The sequence below is a fragment of the Streptomyces sp. NPDC096339 genome (assembly GCF_044762985.1).
GTDB lineage: Bacteria > Actinomycetota > Actinomycetes > Streptomycetales > Streptomycetaceae > Streptomyces.
In genome coordinates, this window is record NZ_JBIWFI010000037.1 from 37,484 (window position 1) to 59,059 (window position 21,576).

7 protein-coding genes are annotated in these 21,576 nt (G+C 72.0%); all 7 read left to right on the plus strand.

Going from position 1 to position 21,576, the window contains the following annotated elements:
- The first annotated feature begins 15 nt into the window (after nucleotides 1-15).
- Entirely contained in the window at nucleotides 16-1,227 is a 1,212-nt protein-coding gene (locus tag ACIQ5Y_RS32805; protein WP_403888778.1) for a cytochrome P450, read from the plus strand.
- A gap of 35 nt (nucleotides 1,228-1,262) precedes the next feature.
- Nucleotides 1,263-1,472: a ferredoxin gene (locus tag ACIQ5Y_RS32810; protein ID WP_403888781.1), complete on the plus strand. Its 210-nt coding sequence runs from the start codon at nucleotides 1,263-1,265 to the stop codon at nucleotides 1,470-1,472.
- A complete protein-coding gene (locus ACIQ5Y_RS32815; RefSeq protein ID WP_403888784.1) occupies nucleotides 1,469-2,935 on the plus strand; it encodes an MFS transporter in 1,467 nt (488 codons plus the stop codon). The genes ACIQ5Y_RS32810 and ACIQ5Y_RS32815 overlap by 4 nt, the downstream gene beginning before the upstream one ends.
- A 151-nt stretch (nucleotides 2,936-3,086) precedes the next feature.
- Nucleotides 3,087-4,742 (plus strand): FAD-dependent oxidoreductase, encoded by a 1,656-nt coding sequence (locus ACIQ5Y_RS32820; protein ID WP_403888787.1) that lies wholly within the window; start codon nucleotides 3,087-3,089, stop codon nucleotides 4,740-4,742.
- A gap of 14 nt (nucleotides 4,743-4,756) precedes the next feature.
- Entirely contained in the window at nucleotides 4,757-5,554 is a 798-nt protein-coding gene (locus tag ACIQ5Y_RS32825) for an SDR family NAD(P)-dependent oxidoreductase (protein ID WP_403888790.1), read from the plus strand.
- Between the two features lie 139 nt (nucleotides 5,555-5,693).
- Nucleotides 5,694-6,800, plus strand: a complete 1,107-nt coding sequence (locus ACIQ5Y_RS32830) for an NAD(P)-dependent alcohol dehydrogenase (RefSeq protein WP_403888793.1) — start codon at nucleotides 5,694-5,696, stop codon at nucleotides 6,798-6,800.
- A gap of 210 nt (nucleotides 6,801-7,010) precedes the next feature.
- Nucleotides 7,011-21,518, plus strand: a complete 14,508-nt coding sequence (locus ACIQ5Y_RS32835; protein WP_403888796.1) for an SDR family NAD(P)-dependent oxidoreductase — start codon at nucleotides 7,011-7,013, stop codon at nucleotides 21,516-21,518.
- Nucleotides 21,519-21,576: the final 58 nt, after the last annotated feature.

Below are 21,576 nucleotides of genomic sequence, written 5' to 3' on the forward strand. Positions count from 1 at the left end.
TGGAGACACTCCCCGATGACCGAGACGCTCGCGTCCGAGGTGGCGGAAGCGCTGCCCGAGCTGCCGATGACCCGCAAGTGCCCGTACCACCCGCCGGCCGAGTACGAGGATCTGCGGGCCATCGGGCCGGTGACCCGTGTGCGCCAGTGGGACGGCCGCCCCCTGTGGGCCGTGACCGGACACGCCGAGACCCGCGAACTCATGTCGCACCCGGCCATGTCGGTCAACCGGTTCCACCCCAACTTCCCCATGCCGATCCCGGCGCTCACCCAGCTCCAGACCCCGCGCTCGGCGGCCATCGGCGCCCTCATCAGGACGGACCCGCCCGAGCACACCAAGCAGCGGCGCGACGTCCTGCCCAGCTTCACCCTCAAGAAGATCGCCGGCATCAAGCCCGAGATCGAGCGGACCGCGGCCTTCCTCGCCGACGAGATGGTCGCCTCCGGCAATTCGGCAGACCTCCTCGAGGTCTACGTCAAGCCGCTCATCGCCACGGTGCTCTCGCAGCTCCTCGGCATCCCGTACGAGGACCGCAACTACTTCGAAGACCTCACCTACCGCCGATTCGACCCCGAGCAGGTCGTCGACGCGATGAGCGACCTCGCCGACTACCTCGGCAAGCTCCTGATCGCCAAGGAGACCACCCCCGGCGTGGGCCTCCTCGACGACCTCGTGACCCAGGTCGTCGAAGGCACCCTGGAGCGCGACGAACTCGTCCGCTACGCCCTGGTGCTGGTCATCGCCGGCCAGGAGACCACCGCCAACACCGTCGCCCTCGGCGTCCTCACCCTCCTCGAACACCCCGAGCAGCTCGCCGAGCTCAAGGCCGACGGCGACCTGTGGCGCAACGCCGTCGAGGAACTGCTGCGCTTCCTGTCCCTCACCGGCGGACTGTCCCGCGTCTCCACCGCCGACATCGAGATCGCCGGAGTCACCATCCGAGAGGGCGACGGCATCCTCTTCCTCAACCCGGCCGCCAACCGCGACGAGGCACAGTTCGAGCGCCCCAATGAGCTCGACATCCACCGAAACGTCCGCAACCACCTCAGCTTCGGCTTCGGCATCCACCAGTGCATCGGCCAGAACCTGGCCCGCGTCGAGCTCGAGGTGGCCCTGCGCGTGCTGTTCGACCGCGTCCCCACCCTGCGTCTCGCCTCGCCCGTGGAGGAGATCGAGGTCAAGCAGGGCCTGGTCTTCGGCCTGGCCGAGCTGCCGGTGGCCTGGTAGCGGAGCAACGGAGTAACGGAGTAACGGAGCCCGTCATGACCCTTCGCATCACTGCCAACACTTCCGTGTGCATCGGCGCCGGCCAGTGCGTCACGACCGCGCCCGACCTCTTCGACCAGGAGGAGCACGGCACCGTCATCGTCCTGGAGGACGAGGTCCCCACGGACCAGCGCGCACTCGTCCGCGAGGCGTCCTACCTGTGCCCCTCGCGGGCCATCACCTACACCGAGACGAGCGAGACGTGACCGACACCCTGGCCGGCACCCCGGATGCCAAGACAGGCGCGCGCGACACCCGCTGGTGGGGCCTGGTGATCATCTCGCTCGCCCAGCTCATGGTCTGGCTGGACGCCACGATCGTCGCCGTCGCGCTGCCCTCCGCCCAGGAGGCCGTCGGCCTCACCGACGCGTCCCGCCAGTGGACGGTGACGGCCTACGCCCTCACCTTCGGCGGTCTGCTGCTCCTCGGCGGCCGCGTCGGCGACGTCCTCGGCCTCAAGCGCTCCCTCATGATCGGCGTCATCGGCTTCTCGCTGGCCTCGGCCGTCGGCGGCGCCGCGACCACGCCGGAGATGCTCGTCGGCGCGCGTGCCGCGCAGGGCGTGTTCGCCGCCCTGATCGCGCCGTCCACCCTCTCCCTGATCAGCAGCACCTTCACCGTCCCCGCCGAACGCGCGAAGGCCTTCGGCATCTTCACCGCCATCTCGATGTCCGGCGGCGCCACCGGCCTCATCCTGGGCGGAGCGCTGACCGACTACCTCGACTGGCGCTGGTGCTTCTACATCAACATCTTCTTCGCCGCCGCCATCCTGATCGGCGGCTACCTCGCCCTGGTGAACCCCGAGCGCAACCCGGACACCAAGCTCGATGTCCCGGGTGCGATCCTCGCCACGGCGGGCATGCTGGCGCTCATCTACGGCCTCGGCGAGGGCGGTTCGGAGGGCTGGGGCTCTCCCGTCATCCTCGGGGCGCTCGGCGCCGCCGTCGTGCTGCTGGGCGCCTTCGTCCTCGTCCAGCACAAGTCCGAACGGCCGCTGCTGCCCCTGCGGGTGCTCACCAACCGCAACAGCGGTGGTGCGTTCCTCGCCATGAGCATCTCGGCCTTCTGCATGCTGGGCATGTTCCTGGGGATGACGTACCAGCTCCAGTCCGTCATGGGGTATTCACCGTTCAAGACCGGTCTGGCCTTCCTGGCCTACATCGTCACCGCGGCCGTCTACTCCACCAAGGTGGCCAGCAAGCTGCTGATGCACCTGCGGCCGAAGGTCATGATCGCGGCCGGACTGGTCATCTCGGCCGCCGGGCTGCTCGTCCTGACCCGGCTCACCCCGGACAGCGGGTACCTCACAGGTGTCTTTCCCGCCCTGATCCTCTTCGGCCTGGGCGTCGGAAACCTCGCCGTGCCCGTCTTCCAGACGGCGATGGCCGCGGCCGAACCGCGGGACGCGGGCATCGTCTCGGCGGTCGTCAACACCTCCCAGCAGGTGGGCGGTTCGATCGGCGCGGCCCTGCTCAACACCGTCTCGACGAGCGCCGCCGCGGCGTACCTCGCCTCCCACACGGGGGCGGGCGCGGAGCAGGCGGCGGCGGTCCACGGTCTCGCCCTGGCCTGTGCGGTCGCCGCGGGCGTCGCCCTCGTCGGCGCCGTGGTCGCGGGCACGCTCATCAACGTGCGGCCGCCGCGGCCCGAGGCGGCCGCACGGAAGTAGACGGAAGCAGTACGACGCCTTTGTCGGCGACCGTGACCGGGTGAAAGTCCGCGGTGGTCTGCCGGCGGCGGTTGGGGTTTCTTAGGGGAGTTCTTTTCGGGTGATGGCCGATAACCTCCCCTAGGAAATCACTCCAACCTTCCCGCATTCCATGCATCAAGGGGACTTTGCTGTGTCCGTTTACGCCAGACGAAGTGTGATAGTGGGGGCCGGAGCCGTGGCCGCCGGCCTCGCCGTGCCGCAGGTGGCCCAGGCCGTCGACCCGGGTTCTCCGCCGCCTTCGGGAAAGGTCGAGAACAGCCCTTCGGTTGTGGTCCCGTCGTCGGATCCGCGCTATGCGGAACTTCAGCTTCGTAACTGGAACAAGCTGTACAAGGCCAATCCCGAATACTTTCGGATCGTCCGTACGCCGTACCAGGTGAACCGAGCCGTCGCCGACGCCTACGCCGCCGGAAAGCGGATCGCGGTCCGCTCCGGCGGCCACGGTCTCGCCGGTCTCGTCGAGGACCCGGCCAACCAGGTCGTCATCGACTTCTCCGAGATGCGCTCGGTGACGTACGACGACACCATGGAGGCCTTCTGCATAGAGCCCGGTGCCACCCTCGGCCAGATCTACCGCAACCTCGACTACGGCTGGGGCGTCACCCTCCCCGCCGGAACCTGCCCCGCCGTCGGCGCGGGCGGCCACATCATCGGCGGCGGCGTGGGTGCCCTCTCCCGCCAGCACGGCCTGGTCTCCGACCACCTCTACGCCGTCGAGGTCAACCACGTGAACGCGGCCGGGGAGGTCAAGACGGTCGTCGCCACCCGCGACGCCGCCGACGCGAACCGCGACCTGTGGTGGGCCTTCGCCGGCGGTGGCGGCGGCAACTTCGGCGTCGTCAGCCGCTTCTGGCTGCGCTCGCCCAACGTCACCTCCGTCAAGCCGCAGGACCAGCTGCCCAAGCGGCCCCAGGCCATCATGACCGGGCGCGCCATCTGGAACTGGGCCGACATGGACCAGGTGTCCTTCATCCAGTTGCTGAAGAACTTCGGCACCTGGCACGAGCAGTACAGCGCCCCCGGCCAGCGAGGCAACCAGCTGTACGCCTCGCTGATCGCCCCCCGCAAGGAAGCGGGCAAGATCTTCGTCTCCGCCCAGGTCGACCCGGCCGACCCGGCCAACGAGACCCTGCTCAACGACTTCATGACGGCGCTCACGGCCAACGTCACGCCGCGCGCCACCCTGATCAACACCGGCCGCCAGCCGTGGCAGTACACCACCGTGAACGCCGCCGACACGGCCGTCGCCATGGGCGTCACGGGCCCGCCGCGCTCCCGCACCAAGGGCGCGCTGCTGCGCAAGCGGTACACCGACGAGCAGGCGGCGCTCATCTACTCGAAGCTGACATCGACCACGTACTCCCACACGGCGTCCAGCTTCAGCCTCGGCTCCTTCGGCGGGCAGATCAACGCCACCGCCGAGAACGCCAGCGCCTCCGTGCACCGCACGGCGATCATGCTCGCCTCGGTCTTCAGCTGCTGGGACGTGCCCGCGGACGACGCCAAGCACCAGACCTGGAACCGCGAGTTCTACCGCGACCTGTACGCCGACACGGGCGGCGTCCCCGTCCCGAGCGACCGCTACGACGGCTGCTTCGTCAACTGGCCCGACCCGGACCTGGCCGACCCGGCCTGGAACACCTCCGGCGTCCCGTGGACGACCCTGTACTACAAGGGCAACTACGCCAAGCTCCAGCAGGTCAAGGCCAAGTACGACCCGAAGGACATCTTCCGCCACAAGCTGTCCGTGCAGCTCCCGGCCTGATGGTGGAGCAGCCAATGGCGCAGTCATCGAACACCGCCGAGAAGCCCGTCGTACTCGTCACCGGCGGGGCCGGCGGCATCGGTGCCGCGGCCGTCCGCCGATTCACCCGGAACGGCAGTTCCGTGGTGATCGCGGACCTGGACGCCGGGCGGGGCGCGGCGCTCGCCGCCGAGACCGGCGCGCACTTCGTCCGTACCGACGTCCGTGAGCTCGCGGACAACGAGGCCGCGGTGGCCGCCGCCGTCGAGCGGTTCGGCCGGCTGGACATCGTCCACCTCAACGCCGGCACCATCAGCAGCACCTCCATCGGCGAGGGCTTCGACCCCGAGGGGTACCGGCGGCTGATGGGAATCAACCTCGACTCCGTCGTCTATGGGATCCAGGCGGCGCACGCCCCCCTCAGGGCAAGCGGCGGCAGGATCGTCGTCACCGCCAGCGCCACCGGGATGCGGCCCTCCTACGAGGTCTTCTACTCGGCCAGCAAGCATGCCGTCGTCGGCCTCGTCCGCTCCCTCGGCCCGGTCCTCGCGGCCGAAGGGATCTCCATCAACGCCCTGTGTCCCGGCCTCGTCGACACCCCGATGATCTCGGATCGCATGGCCGAACTGACCCGAGCGGGGATGGCGGTCTCCAGCGTCGAAAGCGTCGTGGACGCCCTGGACACGGTCCTCGCGGACCCGCGCACCGGACTGGCGTGGCTGGTCATGGCGGACCGCGCGCTCGCACCGTTCGAGTTCGCGGACCTGCCCGTCCCGCAGGAGCGGAATCTCGCCTTCGAGAACGGTGGCGTGCGGGCCCTGCGTACGGGCTGACCGGCACTGCCCCGCTCCATCCACCTCGGAGACACGCCTCCCGCCCGGGGCCCGCAGTCATGGGCCCCGGGCGGACTCCGTGGGCGCACCGACGCACCACACACACCCATCCAGCGAGAACGAAGAAGGGAACCACCGCATGACCGTTACCAAGGCGGCGATAGTCAGGGAGAAGGGCGGGCCGTTCCGGATCGAGGAGATCCACGTGGAGGAACCCCGCCTCGACGAGGTCGCCGTACGCATCGCCGGCACCGGCGTCTGCCACACCGACCTGCTCGCCCGCGACCAGAGGCTGCCGCCCGGGGCCCCCGCCGTCCTGGGCCACGAGGGCAGCGGCGTGGTGACGGCCGTCGGCGCCGCCGTCACCTCCGTGGCGGTCGGCGACCGCGTCATCCTCGCCCCCATGAGCTGCGGCCACTGCCGCGGCTGCCGCACCGGGCATCCGATGCACTGCTCCTCCTTCCTCGGCGTCAACCTGATGGGCGGACGCCGGGACGGCAGCACCGCCTACCGGGACGCCACCGGAGGGGAACTGCGCGGGCACTTCTTCGGCCAGTCCTCCTTCAGTACCGAGGCCGTCGTCCACGAGCGGAGCGTCGTACGGATCCCCGAGGACTGCGCCGACGTACCGCTGGAACTCCTGGGGCCGATGGGGTGCGGCCTGCAGACCGGAGCGGGGACCGTACTCAACTCCCTCAAGCCCTCCGCCGGCAGCAGCATCGTCGTCATCGGCGCGGGTGCGGTCGGCATGGCCGCCATCATGGCCGCCGGAGTCGTCAGTGCCGGCCTGATCGTCGCCGTCGACCTGAACGACAACCGGCTCGAACTGGCCCGGGAACTCGGCGCCACCCACGCCTTCCGCGCCGACTCCGCTTCCCTGGTCGAGGACGTGATCGCACTCACGGGCCGCGGAGTCGACTTCTCCGTCGACGCCGTCGGCCGCCCGGAGACCGTCCGCACGGCTGTCGCGGTCCTCGGCATCGGCGGCACGGCGGCCCTCGTCGGCTCCGCGGGCGCCGGTCAGGAGACCTCACTCGGGATCTCGCAGCTCTTCGGGCGCACGGTCAAGGGAGTCGTCGAAGGCGACTGCGTGCCGGCCCTGCTCATCCCGGAGCTCATAAGGCTCCACCGCGCGGGCCGGTTCCCCTTCGACAAGCTCATCCGGACCTACGGCTTCGAGGACATCGAGCAGGCCGTCGAGGACGCCGAACAGGGCCGCACGGTGAAGCCGGTACTTGTGGTCTGAATGTTTCCACGGCATTTCCCCCGGGGAGCGGGACCGTAACACCGGTTCCGCTCCCCCTCCTTTTGACGTCTCCCGAGCCCGACCGATGAACGGTTAGGGGAGACTTAGGGGCTCTCAAGTCGGATGTTGATCGTTAGGGTCAAACCTGAGAGCAGGCAATCTGGCCGATCTCGATAATGCCGTCGATTTGGCTAGTGGTGAGGTTGAGGGATGATGGACACTGCATCCGTCGTAAATGGCGACTCGGTCGATCAGAATGACGAGATCGCAGTGGTCGGCATTGCCTGCAGATTCCCGCAGGCGCCGACTCCGGGGTCTTTCTGGGAACTGCTGAACTCGGGCAGGCACGCCGTCACCGGAATCCCGGCGGACCGCTGGGTCGGCGAAGGCCACGGAGCGTTCCTGGACCGGATCGACGAGTTCGACCCCGCGTTCTTCGGCATCTCGCCCCGCGAGGCGGTCTACATGGACCCCCAGCAGCGCCTGATGCTCGAACTGGCCTGGGAGGTCCTGGAAGACGCGGGCGTCATCCCCGCGGACGTCAAGGGCAGCCGGCTCGGCGTCTTCGTCGGCACCATCTGGGACGACTACGCCAAGCTCATCTACCGCGACGGCATCGACAGCGCCACCCAGCACACCACCACGGGCATCCACCGCAGCATCATCGCCAACCGGATCTCGTACTTCCTCGGCACCAGCGGTCCCAGCCTGATCGTGGACTCGGGCCAGTCCTCCTCGCTGGTCGCCGTCCACCTCGCCTGCGAGAGCCTGCGCAACGGCGAGTCCGAGACCGCCATCGTGGGCGGCGTCAACCTCAGCATCCTGGCCGAGACCACCGAACTCTCCGCGCGCTGGGGCGGCCTGTCCCCGGACGGGCGCTGCCACACCTTCGACAGCCGAGCGAACGGTTACGTGCGGGGCGAGGGCGGCGGAGCCGTCCTGCTGAAGCCGCTGGCCCGTGCACTGGCCGACGGTGATGACATCTACTGCGTCATCAAGGGCAGCGCCGTCAACAACGGCAGCGACGACTCCCTCACCACCCCGAGCCGCACGGCGCAGGAAGACGTGCTGCGGCGCGCCTACGACCACGCGGGCATCGAGCCCGGGCAGGTCCAGTACGTCGAACTGCACGGCACCGGTACCCCGGTCGGCGACCCGATCGAGGCCGCGGCCCTCGGAGCCGTCCTCGGCGGCGCCCGTGACGCGGACCAGCCGCTGCACGTCGGTTCCGTGAAGACCAACCTGGGCCACCTCGAAGGCGCCGCCGGCATCGCGGGCCTGATCAAGACCGCCCTCGCCGTGAAGCACCGCGCAATCCCGGCCAGCCTCAACCACGAGACCCCGAACCCCGAGATCCCGCTCGCCGAGCTGAACCTGCACGTCCAGACCGAGGCCGGCGCATGGCCGCGGGCGGACCGGCCGCTCGTGGCGGGCGTCAGCTCCTTCGGCATGGGCGGGACGAACGCGCACGTGGTGCTGGAGCAGGCTCCGGTCGTCGTGCCTGCGCCCGTTGCCGAGGGTGTCGCTCCGGCTGTGGTCCCGTTCGTGGTGAGCGGCCGTACGGCTGGTGCGCTGGGCGCGCAGGTGGAGCGGCTGCGGGAGTTCGTGGCGGGTTCGGATGCCCGTCCGGTGGACATCGGCTCCTCGCTGGTCGCCTCGCGTTCGCTGTTCGAGCACCGGGCCGTGATCGTCGGTGACGAGGTCGTCGAGGGTGTGGCGGCTTCGGGCCGTGTGGGTGTGTTGTTCACGGGTCAGGGTGCTCAGCGGGCCGGGATGGGCCGTGAGCTGTACGAGGCGTTCCCCGCGTTCGCGGCCGCGTTCGACGAGGTCCTCGCGCACCTGGATGGCTCGCTCCGTGAGGTGGTCTTCTCGGGTGAGGGTCTGGACGAGACGGGCAACACGCAGCCGGCTCTGTTCGCCCTTGAGGTTGCTCTTTACCGTCTGGTCGAGTCGTGGGGTGTGAAGCCGGAGGTTCTGGCCGGTCACTCCGTCGGTGAGATCGCCGCCGCGCACGTCTCCGGTGTGCTGTCGCTGGAGGACGCTGCGGCTCTGGTGTCGGCGCGTGGTCGTCTGATGCAGGCGCTGCCCGCCGGTGGAGCGATGGTCGCTGTCCAGGCGTCGGAGGCACAGGCCCTTCCCCTCCTCGCCGGCCGTGAGGAGACCGTCGGTATCGCCGCGGTCAACGGTCCGACATCCGTGGTGTTGGCGGGTGTTGAGGCCGACGTTCTGGAGATCGCCGGTTCGCTGGGCGTGAAGTTCAAGCAGCTGGCCGTCAGTCACGCGTTCCACTCGCCGCTGATGGACCCGATGCTGGACGACTTCCGCCAGGTCGTTGCCGGGCTCACGTTCAACGCCCCGCGCATTCCCATCGTTTCCACGGTCACCGGTCAGGCGGCCACGGCGGAGGAACTGACCTCCGTGGACTACTGGGTCAACCACGTCCGCCGCCCCGTCCGCTTCGCCGACGCCGTCAGCGCCATCGAGGCCCAGGGCGTCGAGTCCCTCCTCGAACTCGGCCCCGACGCGGTCCTGTCCGCCCTGGCGCCCGCTGTCCCCGCCCTGCGCAAGGGTCGTCCCGAGCCGGAGCAGCTCGTCACCGCCCTCGGCCGGCTGTTCGTCGCCGGTGTCCCGGTCGACTGGGCCTCGTACTACGAAGGCTCCGGCGCCCGGCGCGTCGACCTGCCCACCTACGCCTTCCAGCGCGAGCGCTACTGGCCCGACACCGTCCTGTCCGACGCGCAGGCGCCCGCTGTGATCGCCGGCCGGCTCGCGCAGCAGCTCCAGGGCCTCGACGCCGACGGGCGCACCAAGGCCGTCACCGAACTCGTGGTCGCCCATGTCGGCGCCGTCCTGGGTGACGTGGCCGCCGTGGAGATGGGCCGCGCGTTCAAGGAGCTGGGCTTCGACTCGTACATGACGGTCGAGCTCCGCAACAGCCTCGCCGTGGCGACCGGCCTGCGGCTGACGTCCAGCCTGCTGTTCGATCACCCGACCCCGAGGGCCCTCACCGAGTACATCCTCGCGGAGACGGCGGAGATCGACGCCGACGCCACGGGCGCCGAGGCACTGCCCTCCACGTTCGCCGCCGACGAGCCGATCGCGATCGTCGGCATCGGTGTCCGCCTCCCGGGTGGAGTCGGATCGCCGGAGGACCTGTGGCGGCTCGTCGCGGACGGCACCGACGTCATCTCCGGCTTCCCGACCGACCGCGGCTGGGACATCGACGGCCTGTACGACGCAGACCCGGAGCGCTCCGGTACGACGTACTCCGTCGAAGGCGGCTTCCTCCACGACGCCGGGCAGTTCGACGCCGGGTTCTTCGGCATCTCCCCGCGCGAGGCCCTGGCCATGGACCCCCAGCAGCGCCTGCTGCTGGAGACCGCCTGGGAGACCTTCGAGCGGGCGGGCATCGACCCCGAGTCGGTGCGCGGCACCCAGACCGGCGTGTTCGTCGGCGCCACGGTCCAGGACTACGGGCCGCGGATGCACGAGGCTCCCGAGAGCGTCGAGGGCCACCTGCTCACCGGCAGCACGCCGAGCATCATGTCCGGCCGTCTGGCCTACTCCTTCGGCTTCCTCGGCCCGGCGATGACGATCGACACCGCGTGCTCGTCCTCGCTGGTCGCCCTGCACCTCGCCGCGCAGGCCCTGCGTTCCGGCGAGTGCTCCATGGCGCTCGCCGGCGGTGCGGCCGTGATGTCGACCCCCGGCATGTTCATGGAGTTCAGCCGTCAGCGCGGTCTCGCCGCCGACGGCCGTTGCAAGTCCTTCTCGGCCGACGCCGACGGCACCGGCTGGGCAGAGGGCGTCGGGCTCCTGCTCGTCGAGCGCCTCTCGGACGCGCAGCGCAAGGGCCACAAGGTGCTGGCCGTGCTCCGGGGCACCGCTGTCAACCAGGACGGCGCGTCCAACGGCCTGACCGCCCCCAACGGGCTCTCCCAGCAGCGGGTCATCCGTCAGGCGCTGCTCAACAGCCGTCTGACGGCGGCGGACGTCGATGTGGTGGAGGCGCACGGTACGGGCACCCGCCTGGGCGACCCCATCGAGGCCGAGGCGCTGCTCGCGACCTACGGCCAGGAGCACTCGGCCGAGCAGCCGCTGTGGCTGGGCTCGCTGAAGTCCAACATCGGCCACGCGCAGGCCGCCGCCGGTGTGGCGGGCGTGATCAAGATGATCATGGCCATGCGCGAGGGCGTCGTACCGAAGACGCTGCACCTGGGCGAGCCGACGCCGATGGTCGACTGGTCGGCCGGCGCGGTCGAGCCGGCGCGTGAGCAGCGGGAGTGGCCGGAGACCGGCCGTCCGCGTCGCTCGGCGGTGTCCTCGTTCGGCGTCAGCGGGACGAACGCGCACGTGGTGCTGGAACAGGCTCCGGAGGTCGAGGAGGCTGTTGCCGAGGGCGTCGCCCCGGCTGTTGCTCCCTTCGTCGTCAGCGCTCGGTCCGCCGAAGCACTGAAGGGGCAGGTGGAGCGGCTGCGGGAGTTCGCGGCGGGCTCCGACGCCCGTCCGGTGGACATCGGCTCCTCGCTGGTCGCCTCGCGTTCGCTGTTCGAGCACCGGGCCGTGATCGTCGGTGACGAGGTCGTCGAGGGTGTGGCGGGTTCTGGCCGTGTGGGTGTGTTGTTCACGGGTCAGGGTGCTCAGCGGGCCGGTATGGGCCGTGAGCTGTACGAGGCGTTCCCGGCTTTCGCGGTCGCGTTCGACGAGGTCCTGTCTCACCTGGATGGCTCGCTCCGTGAGGTGGTCTTCTCGGGTGAGGGTCTGGACGAGACGGGCAACACGCAGCCCGCGCTGTTCGCCCTTGAGGTCGCTCTCTACCGTCTGGTCGAGTCGTGGGGTGTGAAGCCGGAGGTCCTGGCCGGTCACTCCATCGGTGAGATCGCGGCCGCGCACATCTCCGGGATCCTGTCCCTGGAGGATGCTGCGGCTCTGGTGTCGGCGCGTGGTCGTCTGATGCAGGCGCTGCCCGCGGGCGGTGCGATGGTCGCGGTCCAGGCGTCGGAGGCACAGGTTCTCCCGCTCCTCGCCGGCCGTCAGGCTTCTGTCGGTATTGCCGCGGTCAATGGTCTGATGTCCGTGGTGTTGGCTGGTGTTGAGGCCGACGTTCTGGAGATCGCCGGTTCGCTGGGTGTGAAGTTCAAGCAGCTGAGCGTGAGTCATGCCTTCCATTCGCCGCTGATGGACCCGATGCTGGAGGACTTCCGCGAGGTCGTTGCCGGGCTCACGTTCAACGCTCCGCGCATTCCCATCGTTTCCACTGTGACCGGCGAGCCGGCGACGGTGGATGAGCTGACCTCCGTGGACTATTGGGTCAACCACGTCCGCCGCCCCGTCCGCTTCGCCGACGCGGTCACCGCCATCGAGGCGCAGGGCGTCGAGTCGCTCCTCGAACTCGGCCCGGACGGTGTCCTGTCCGCCATGGCCGCCGAACTCACCGAGACGGCCGTCACGGTTCCCGCACTGCGCAAGGGTCGTCCCGAGCCGGAGCAGTTGGTCACCGCCCTCGGCCGGCTGTTCGTCGCCGGTGTCCCCGTCGACTGGACCTCGTACTACGAAGGCTCCGGCGCGCAGCGCGTCGACCTGCCCACCTACGCCTTCCAGCGCGAGCACTTCTGGCTCCCGACCGGCTCCGCCTCCGGCGATGTGTCCTCGGCGGGTCTGTCGTCCACCGGGCACCCGCTGCTCGGTGCCGCCGTCGAACTCGCCGACGGCGAGGGCCTGATCCTCACCGGACGCCTCTCCCTCCAGACGCACGGCTGGCTCGCCGACCACACGGTCTTCGACACGGTCCTGCTGCCCGGTACGGCCTTCGTCGAGCTGGCCACCCAGGCCGGCGACCGCGTCGGCTGCGACACCATCGAGGAACTCACCCTCGCCGCCCCGCTGATCCTCCCCGAGCGCGGTGCGGTCCAGGTGCAGCTGACCGTCGGCGAGCCCGACGCCTCCGGCCGCCGCGAGCTGGGCATCTACTCCCGCCCCGACGGTGACGGCGACAGCCGGCCGTGGACCCGCCACGCCGGTGCCGTCCTCGCCGCCGCCGACGGCGCCGCCCCGCAGGCCGAGCTGCTCGTGTGGCCGCCGGCCGGCGCGACCGAGATCGCCGTCGACGGTGCCTACGAGGGCCTGGAGGCCGAGGGGTACGCCTACGGTCCCGCCTTCCAGGGCCTGCGCCGCGCCTGGCAGTCGCCGGACGGCGCCCTCTTCGCCGAGATCGCGCTGCCCGAGGAGCAGCGCACCGAGGCCGGGAAGTTCGCCCTGCACCCCGCGCTCCTCGACGCCACCCTCCACCCGCTCCTGCGCGGGGTCGTCGACGCGGACCGGCCGAGCGCCCTCCCGTTCGCCTGGTCCGGTGTCACCGTGCACACCGCCGGGGCCGCCGACCTGCGCGTCCGCCTGACCTGGACCGGTCCGGAGACCGTGGCCATCGCGGTCGCCGACGGCACGGGCACCCCCGTCGCCACCGTGCGCGAGCTGCTGTGGCGCCAGGCGTCCGCCGCCTCGCTGCGCGGCGCCCGCGCCGATCAGGGGGCCGCGCTGTACCGCCTCGCCTGGACCCCGGTCGCCGCCCCCGCGGCCGTCGAACAGGCCTCCGGCTGGGCCCTGATCGGCACCGGGACCGGTACGGTCCCCGGTCTGCCCGAGGGCATCCCCGCCCACGCCGATCCGGCCGCCCTCGCCGAGGCCGGCACCGTGCCGTCCGTCGTCCTCCTGCCGGTGGACGCCCTCGCCGCCGGTACGGCCGACCTGCCCGCCGCCGCCGGGGCCGTGACCCTGAGCGTGCTGGAACTCGTACAGCAGTGGCTGGCGGACGAGCGGTTCGCGGAGACGACGCTCGCCGTCCTCACCCGGGACGCGGTGGCCGCCGCCGGCGAGGCCGGGAACCTGACACAGGCCGCCGTGTGGGGCCTGCTCCGCTCGGCGCAGACCGAGGCACCCGGGCGGTTCGTACTCGTCGACCTCGACGGGACCGAGGAGTCCGGCCGGGCCCTGCCCACCCTGCTCGCGAGCGGGGAGCCGCAGCTGGCCGTACGGGCAGGCGCCGCCTTCGCCCCACGTCTGGCGCGGACCGAGGCCGACGAACCGGTCCGGGCGGCCGACGGGCAGCGGCCCGTCTTCACCACCGACGGCACCGTGCTCATCACCGGCGGTACGGGTGGCCTCGGCGCGCTCCTCGCCCGCCACCTGGTCACCGAGCACGGCGTACGAGACCTCCTGCTGGTCAGCCGGCGCGGCACCGCCGCCCCGGGGGCCGAGGACGTGGCCGCCGAGCTGACCGGGCTCGGCGCCCGGGTCACCGTGGCCGCGGCCGACGTCGCCGACCGCGGGGCGCTGGCCGGCGTGCTGGCCGCGGTCCCGGCGGACCGCCCGCTGACCGCCGTGGTGCACACGGCCGGTGTCCTGGACGACGGTGTCGTCCAGGGGCTGACCGCCGACCGGCTGGAGCGCGTCCTGCGGCCCAAGGTCGACGCGGCCTGGCACCTGCACGAGTTGACCGCCGGCCTGGAGCTGGACGCCTTCGTCCTCTTCTCCTCGATCTCCGGCCTGATCGGTGCGGCGGGCCAGGGCAACTACGCCGCCGCCAACACCTTCCAGGACGCCCTCGCCCACCACCGCCGGGCCGCCGGACTGCCCGCGACCGCCCTCGCCTGGGGTCTGTGGGAGCAGGGCGGCGGCATGGCCGACAGCCTCGACGGCACCGGCATCGCCCGCATGGCGCGGGCCGGGGTCGCCCCGCTCGCGCAGAGCGACGGACTGGCGCTGTTCGACGACGCCGTCCGCCCCGGCCGCGAGCAGGCGCTGCTCGTCCCGATGCACCTGGACGCCGCCCAGCTGCGCGCCCAGGCCGAGCGCGGCGACGTCCACACGCTGCTGAAGGACCTCGCCCCGCGGCCGGCCCGCCGCGCGCGGGCCGCCGCCCGCGACGCGGCAGCCGCGCCCCTGCGGCAGCGCCTCGCCCCGCTGACCCCCGCCGAGCGGCTGCGGGTGCTCACCGACCTGGTCGGCGCCCAGGTGGCCGCCGTACTCGGCCACGGTGACGCGGCCGCCGTCGGACAGGAGCGGGCCTTCAAGGAGCTGGGCTTCGACTCGCTCACCTCCGTCGAGCTCCGCAACCGTCTCAACTCGGCCACCGGACTGCGCCTTTCGAGCGCTCTGGTCTTCGACTACCCGACGCCCAAGGCGCTCGTCGAGCACCTGGTCGCCGAACTGTCCGACGACGCGGGCGCCACGGCCGGCACGGTGCGCGCCGTCACGGCCGCGACCGGCGACGAGCCGATCGCCATCGTCGGCATGGCCTGCCGCTACCCCGGCGGTGTCGCCTCGCCCGAGGACCTGTGGCGGCTCGTCGCCTCCGGCACGGACGCCATCTCCGGCCTGCCGGAGAACCGCGGCTGGGACGAGGACGTGTACGACCCGGACCCGGAGCGGGCCGGCAAGACGTACGTGCGCCACGGCGGCTTCCTGCACGACGCCGGCGAGTTCGACCCCGGCTTCTTCGGGATCTCGCCGCGCGAGGCCCTCGGCATGGACCCGCAGCAGCGCCTGCTGCTGGAGACGGCCTGGGAGACCTTCGAGCGGTCCGGGATCGACCCGGCCGACCTCAAGGGCAGCCAGACCGGTGTCTTCACGGGTGTCATGTACCACGACTACGCGCCCAAGGTCGGGCAGATGCCGGAGGAGCTGGAGGGCATCCTGCTCACCGGCAACACCGGAAGCGTCATCTCCGGCCGCCTCTCCTACACCTTCGGGCTGACCGGTCCGTCCATCACCGTGGACACCGCCTGCTCCTCCTCGCTGGTGGCCCTGCACCTCGCCGCGCAGGCCCTGCGGGCGGGCGAGTGCGACATGGCGCTCGCCGGCGGTGTGACCGTCATGTCCACCCCGGGCACCTTCGTCGAATTCAGCCGCCAGCGGGGCCTCGCCCCGGACGGCCGCTCGAAGTCCTTCTCGGCGGGCGCCGACGGCACCGGCTGGGCCGAGGGCGTCGGTCTGCTCCTGGTGGAGCGGCTCTCCGACGCGCAGCGCAACGGCCACAACATCCTCGCCGTCGTCCGCGGTACGGCCGTCAACCAGGACGGCGCCTCCAACGGCCTGACCGCCCCCAACGGCCCGTCCCAGCAGCGCGTCATCCGCCAGGCCCTGGCCAACGCCCGCCTCACCCCCGCCGACGTGGACGCGGTCGAGGCCCACGGCACCGGCACCCCGCTCGGCGACCCCATCGAGGCCGAAGCGCTGCTCGCCACCTACGGTCAGGAGCGGGCCGGCGACGAGCCGCTGTGGCTCGGCTCCCTCAAGTCCAACATCGGCCACACCCAGGCGGCCGCCGGTGTCGGCGGTGTCATCAAGATGGTGATGGCGATGCGCGAGGGCGTCCTGCCCAGGACGCTGCACGTCAGCGAGCCCTCCCCGGTGATCGACTGGGAGTCGGGCGAGGTCGCGCTGCTCACCGAGGAGCGCGCGTGGCCCGACACGGAGCGGGCCCGCCGGGCCGCCGTCTCCTCCTTCGGCATCAGCGGCACCAACGCCCACGTCATCCTCGAACACGCCCCGCGGGAGGCGCCGGAGACCACCGGCACGGCGCCCGCCGTCACCCCGTGGATCCTGTCCGGCCGCGGAGCCGACGCCCTGCGCGGCCAGGCCGAGGCCCTGCGCGCCTTCGCCGCGGCCGACGAGGCCCCGCGCACCCGGGACATCGGCCTCTCGCTGGCCGGCACCCGCGCCCTGCACGAGAACCGCGCCGTCGTCCTGGGCACCGACCGCGACAGCCTGCTGGCCGCCCTCGACGCCCTCGCGGCCGGCGGAGGCGACAGCGCGGTCGTCACCGGCAGCGCGACCGCCACCCGCGACAAGACGGTGTTCGTCTTCCCGGGCCAGGGATCCCAGTGGATCGGCATGGCCACCGAACTCCTCGACGCCTCCCCGGTGTTCGCGGAGTCCATCCAGGCCTCCGCCGCCGCCCTCGCCCCGTACACCGACTGGTCCCTGCTCGACGTCCTGCGCGAGGACCCGACCGACCCGGGCTCCTCCTCCTTCGAGCGCGTGGACGTCGTCCAGCCCACGCTGTTCGCCGTCATGGTGGCCCTGGCCGCCGTCTGGCGCTCGTACGGGGTCGAACCGGCGGCCGTCGTCGGCCACTCGCAGGGCGAGATCGCCGCGGCCTGCGTCGCCGGGGCCCTCTCCCTCGACGACGCGGCCCGGATCGTGGCCCTGCGCAGCCGGGCCCTCAAGGCCCTCGCGGGCCTCGGCGGGATGATGTCCGTACCGCTGCCGCGGGAGCGGACCGTCGCCGAGCTGGCCCCGTGGGGCGAGCGGATCTCCGTGGCGGCCGTCAACGGGCCCTCCTCGACCGTCGTCTCCGGCGACTCGGCCGCCCTCGACGAGCTCCACGAGACCCTCGTGGCCGCCCAGGTGGACGCCCGCCGGATCCCCGTGGACTACGCCTCCCACTCGGCGCACGTCGAGCGGATCGAGGAGGAGCTCGCCGAGCTCCTCGCCCCGGTCCGCCCCCGCCGCGCCGAGGTGCCCTTCTTCTCCACCGTCACCGCCGACTGGGCCGACGGCACGGAGATGGACGGCGGCTACTGGTACCGCAACCTGCGCCAGACCGTACTGTTCGAGGACGTCACCCAGGCCCTCCTCGCCCAGCGGCACGACGTATTCCTCGAGATGAGCCCGCACCCGGTGCTCGCCGTCGGTCTCGCCGAGACCATCGAGGCGGCCGGCGCGGACGGCCTCGTCATCGGATCGCTGCGGCGCCAGCGCGGCGGCCTCGACCAGCTCCTCACCTCGGTCGCCACCGCCTTCACGAACGGCGTCCCGGTCGACTGGTCCGCGTACTACGAGGGCTCCGGCGCCCGGCGCGTCGACCTGCCCACCTACGCCTTCCAGCACGAGCACTTCTGGCTGACGGCGGAGGCCGCCACCGGGGACGTCACCTCGGCCGGTCTCGACGCGGCGGGCCACCCGCTGCTCGGCGCCGCCCTGGCGCTCGCCGACGGCGAGGGCCTCATCCTCACCGGACGGCTGTCCCTCCGGACGCACGGCTGGCTGAAGGACCACACCGTCTTCGACACGGTCCTGCTGCCCGGCACGGCCTTCGTGGAGCTCGCCACCCAGGCAGGCGACCGCGTCGGCTGCGACACCATCGAGGAACTCACGCTCTCCGCCCCGCTGATCCTGCCCGAGCGCGGCGGCGTCCAGCTCCAGCTGACCGTCGGCGAACCCGACGCCGCGGGCCGCCGAGAGCTGGGCATCCACTCCCGCCCCGACGGCGAGGAGCAGCCCTGGACCCGCAACGCCACCGCCACCCTCGGCACGGCCGCCCGGACCGCGGCGGCCGGACTCACCGCCTGGCCGCCGGCCGGGGCCACCGAGGTCGACCTCGACGGCGTCTACGACCGCCTCGCCGGCCAGGGCTTCGGCTACGGGCCGCTCTTCCAGGGCCTGCGCCGCCTGTGGCAGCAGGGCGACGACGTCTTCGCCGAGGTCACCCTCGCCGAGGAACTCGCCGCCGACGCAGGGCAGTTCGCCCTCCACCCGGCCCTCCTCGACACCGCGTTGCACCTGCTGCTCCCCGGAGTCGCCGGCAGCGAGCGCCAGGCCGGACTGCCGTTCGCCTGGTCCGGAGTGACCGTCCACGCCACCGGAGCCTCCGTCCTGCGCGTGCAAGCCACCTTCTCCGGAACCGACTCGGCGTCCTTCCTCATCGCCGACGGCGCGGGCGCCCCCGTGGCCACCGTCGAGGAACTCTCCCTGCGGCCCATCTCCCGCGAAGCCCTCCAGGGCGCGGGCGCCGCACAGAACGACGCGCTCTTCCGTCTCGACTGGGCGGCCCTCGCCCCCCAGGAGACCGGAGCGCCGGCGTACGACACCACCGGCTGGGCCCTCATCGGCTCCGCCGGCCACAAGCTCACCGGCGCGGCCGGTGCCACAGTCCACCAGGACCTGGCGGCACTGACCGGCTCGGTGACCAAGGGCGCCCCGGCTCCCGCGGTCGTCCTGCTGCCCATCCCCCGAGGCAGCAGCGTCGATGCCCACACCGCGGGAGCCGCGGCGCACCGGATCCTGGAGACCGTGCGCACCTGGCTCGCCGACGACCGGTTCGCCCAGACCCGGCTCGTCCTCCTGGCCCACGACGCCCAGTCCGTCCTCTCCGGCGAACCGGTGAACGACCTGGCCGCAGCCACCGTATGGGGCCTGCTGCGCTCCGCGCAGACCGAGAACCCGGACCGCTTCGTCCTGCTCGACACGGACAGCCTCCGCATCCCGGCCGCGGCGCTCGACGCGGCCATCGAGGCGGGCGAGGTCCAGCTGGCGCTGCGTGCCGGCGAACTGTTCGCCGCCCGCGTCGCCCGGCCCTCCGGCAGCCTGAGCACGCCGGACGTACCCGAATGGCGTGTGGTCGCCCCCGTCAAGGGCACCCTGGCCAACCTGTCGATCGCCCCGTGCCCCGAGGTCGCCGCCCCGCTGCGCGACGGTGAGGTCAGGGTCGCGCTGCGCGCGGCCGGCCTGAACTTCCGCGACGTCCTCGTCGCGCTCGGCCTCGTACCCGAGAACGGCGCCCAGATGGGCCGCGAGGGCGCCGGCGTGATCACCGAGGTCGGGCCCGGCGTCACGGACCTGCGCGTCGGTGACCGGGTGATGGGCCTCTTCGACGGCGCGTTCGCCTCCGTCGCCATCGGGGACCGCCGCCTGATCGCGCGGATGCCCGACGGCTGGAGCTTCGCCCAGGCCGCGTCCGTCCCCGTGGTCTTCCTGACCGCCTACTACGGCCTCGTCGACCTCGGCCAGGTCCGCGAGGGCGAATCGGTCCTGGTCCACGCGGCCGCCGGCGGCGTCGGCATCGCCGCCGTCCAGCTCGCCCAGTACCTCGGGGCGGAGGTCTACGGCACCGCCAGCCCGGGCAAGTGGGACACCCTGCGCGCCCTGGGCCTGGACGACGACCACATCGCCAACTCCCGCACGCTGGACTTCGAGGAGCAGTTCCGCAAGATGAGCGACGGGCGGGGCGTGGACGTCGTCCTCAACTCCCTCGCCGCCGAGTTCATCGACGCGTCGCTGCGGCTCATGCCGGGCGGCGGCCGGTTCCTGGAGATGGGCAAGACCGACATCCGCGACGCGGACCGGCTCGCCGCCGACCACCCGGGCGTCGACTACCAGGTCTACGACCTCACGGTCCTCGCCCGCACCGAGCCCGACGCCGTCGGCGGGGTCCCGGACCGGGTCCAGGAGATGCTCGTCGAGATCCTGGCGCTGTTCGAGAAGGGCGTGTTCAAGCCCCTCCCCGTCACCGCCTGGGACGTCCGCCGCGCACCGGAGGCCTTCCGGTTCCTCCAGCAGGGCCGCAACGTCGGCAAGGTCGTCCTGACCGTCCCCGCCGCGCCGCACCCCGAGGGCACCGTGCTCATCACGGGCGCCACCGGCGGACTCGGCACCCTCGCCGCCCGCCACCTCGTCACCGAGTACGGCGTACGCAACCTGCTGCTCACCAGCCGGCGCGGACTGGCGGCACCGGGAGCGGAGGACCTCAAGGCCGAGCTCACCGCGCTCGGCGCGCAGGTCACCTACGCGGCGTGCGACGTGGCCGACCGCGAGGCACTGGCCGCACTGCTGGCCGACGTACCGGCCGAGCACCCGCTCACCGGCGTCGTCCACACCGCCGGTGTCCTGGACGACGGCGTCATCGCGGACATGACCCCCGAGCAGTTCGACCGCGTCATGCTGCCCAAGGCAGACGCGGCCTGGCACCTGCACGAGCTCACCGAGAACCTGGACCTGTCCTTCTTCCTCCTGTACTCGTCCGTCGGCGGGCTCATGGGCGCCGGCGGCCAGGGCAACTACGCCGCCGCCAACGCCTACCTCGACGCCCTCGCCCAGCACCGGAGCCACCGCGGCCTGCCCGCCGTCTCCCTGGCGTGGGGCCTGTGGACCGAAGCCAGCGGCATGACCGGCCACCTCGACGAGACCGACCTGAAGCGCATGGCCCGTGGCGGACTGATCGCCCTGTCCTCCACCGTGGGCATGGAGCTCTTCGACGCGGCCCAGCTCCTCGGCGACCCCGTCGTCGCGGCCACCAAGCTCGACACGGCAGCCCTGGCCCGCCAGGGCGACGGACTCCTGCCGCTCTTCCGCGGCCTGGTCCGCAGCGCCCCGCGCCGAGCCGTGGCGGGCGGCGCCGTCGAGAGCGGCGTCTCCCTCGAACAGCGCCTGGCGGCGCTCCCGGAGGCCGAGCGCGGCACCCTGCTCATCGACCTCGTGCGCACACAGGTCGCGACCGTACTCGGTCACGCCAACCCCGACAGCGTCGACCAGGACCGGGCGTTCAAGGCCCTCGGCTTCGACTCGCTCACCTCCGTGGAGCTCCGCAACCGGCTCAACGCCGCGACCGGACTGCGCCTGCCCACCGCCCTCGTCTTCGACTACCCGACGCCCGTGGAGGTCGCCGGCTTCCTCAGGGAGCAGTTCGACCTCGGGGACGCGGCACCTGCCGACGGGACGGCCGCGACGGCAGCCCCCGTACTCGCCGAACTCGACCGGATCAAGGCCGGGCTCGTGCAGCTCCTCGCCGACGAGGCCGCCCGCGACGAGATCGGCGACCGCCTCGCCGAACTGCTCGCCCTGTGCGGGCGCGAGGCCGCCGCCAAGCCCGACGGCACGGACGGCCTCGACGACGCGACGGACGACGAGCTGTTCGCCCTCGTCGACGGAGGCCTGGAATGAAGCCGTCCGCACACCACCGAACCCCCGGCACGACCCTGCGACTTCCCGAGAGGCTGAA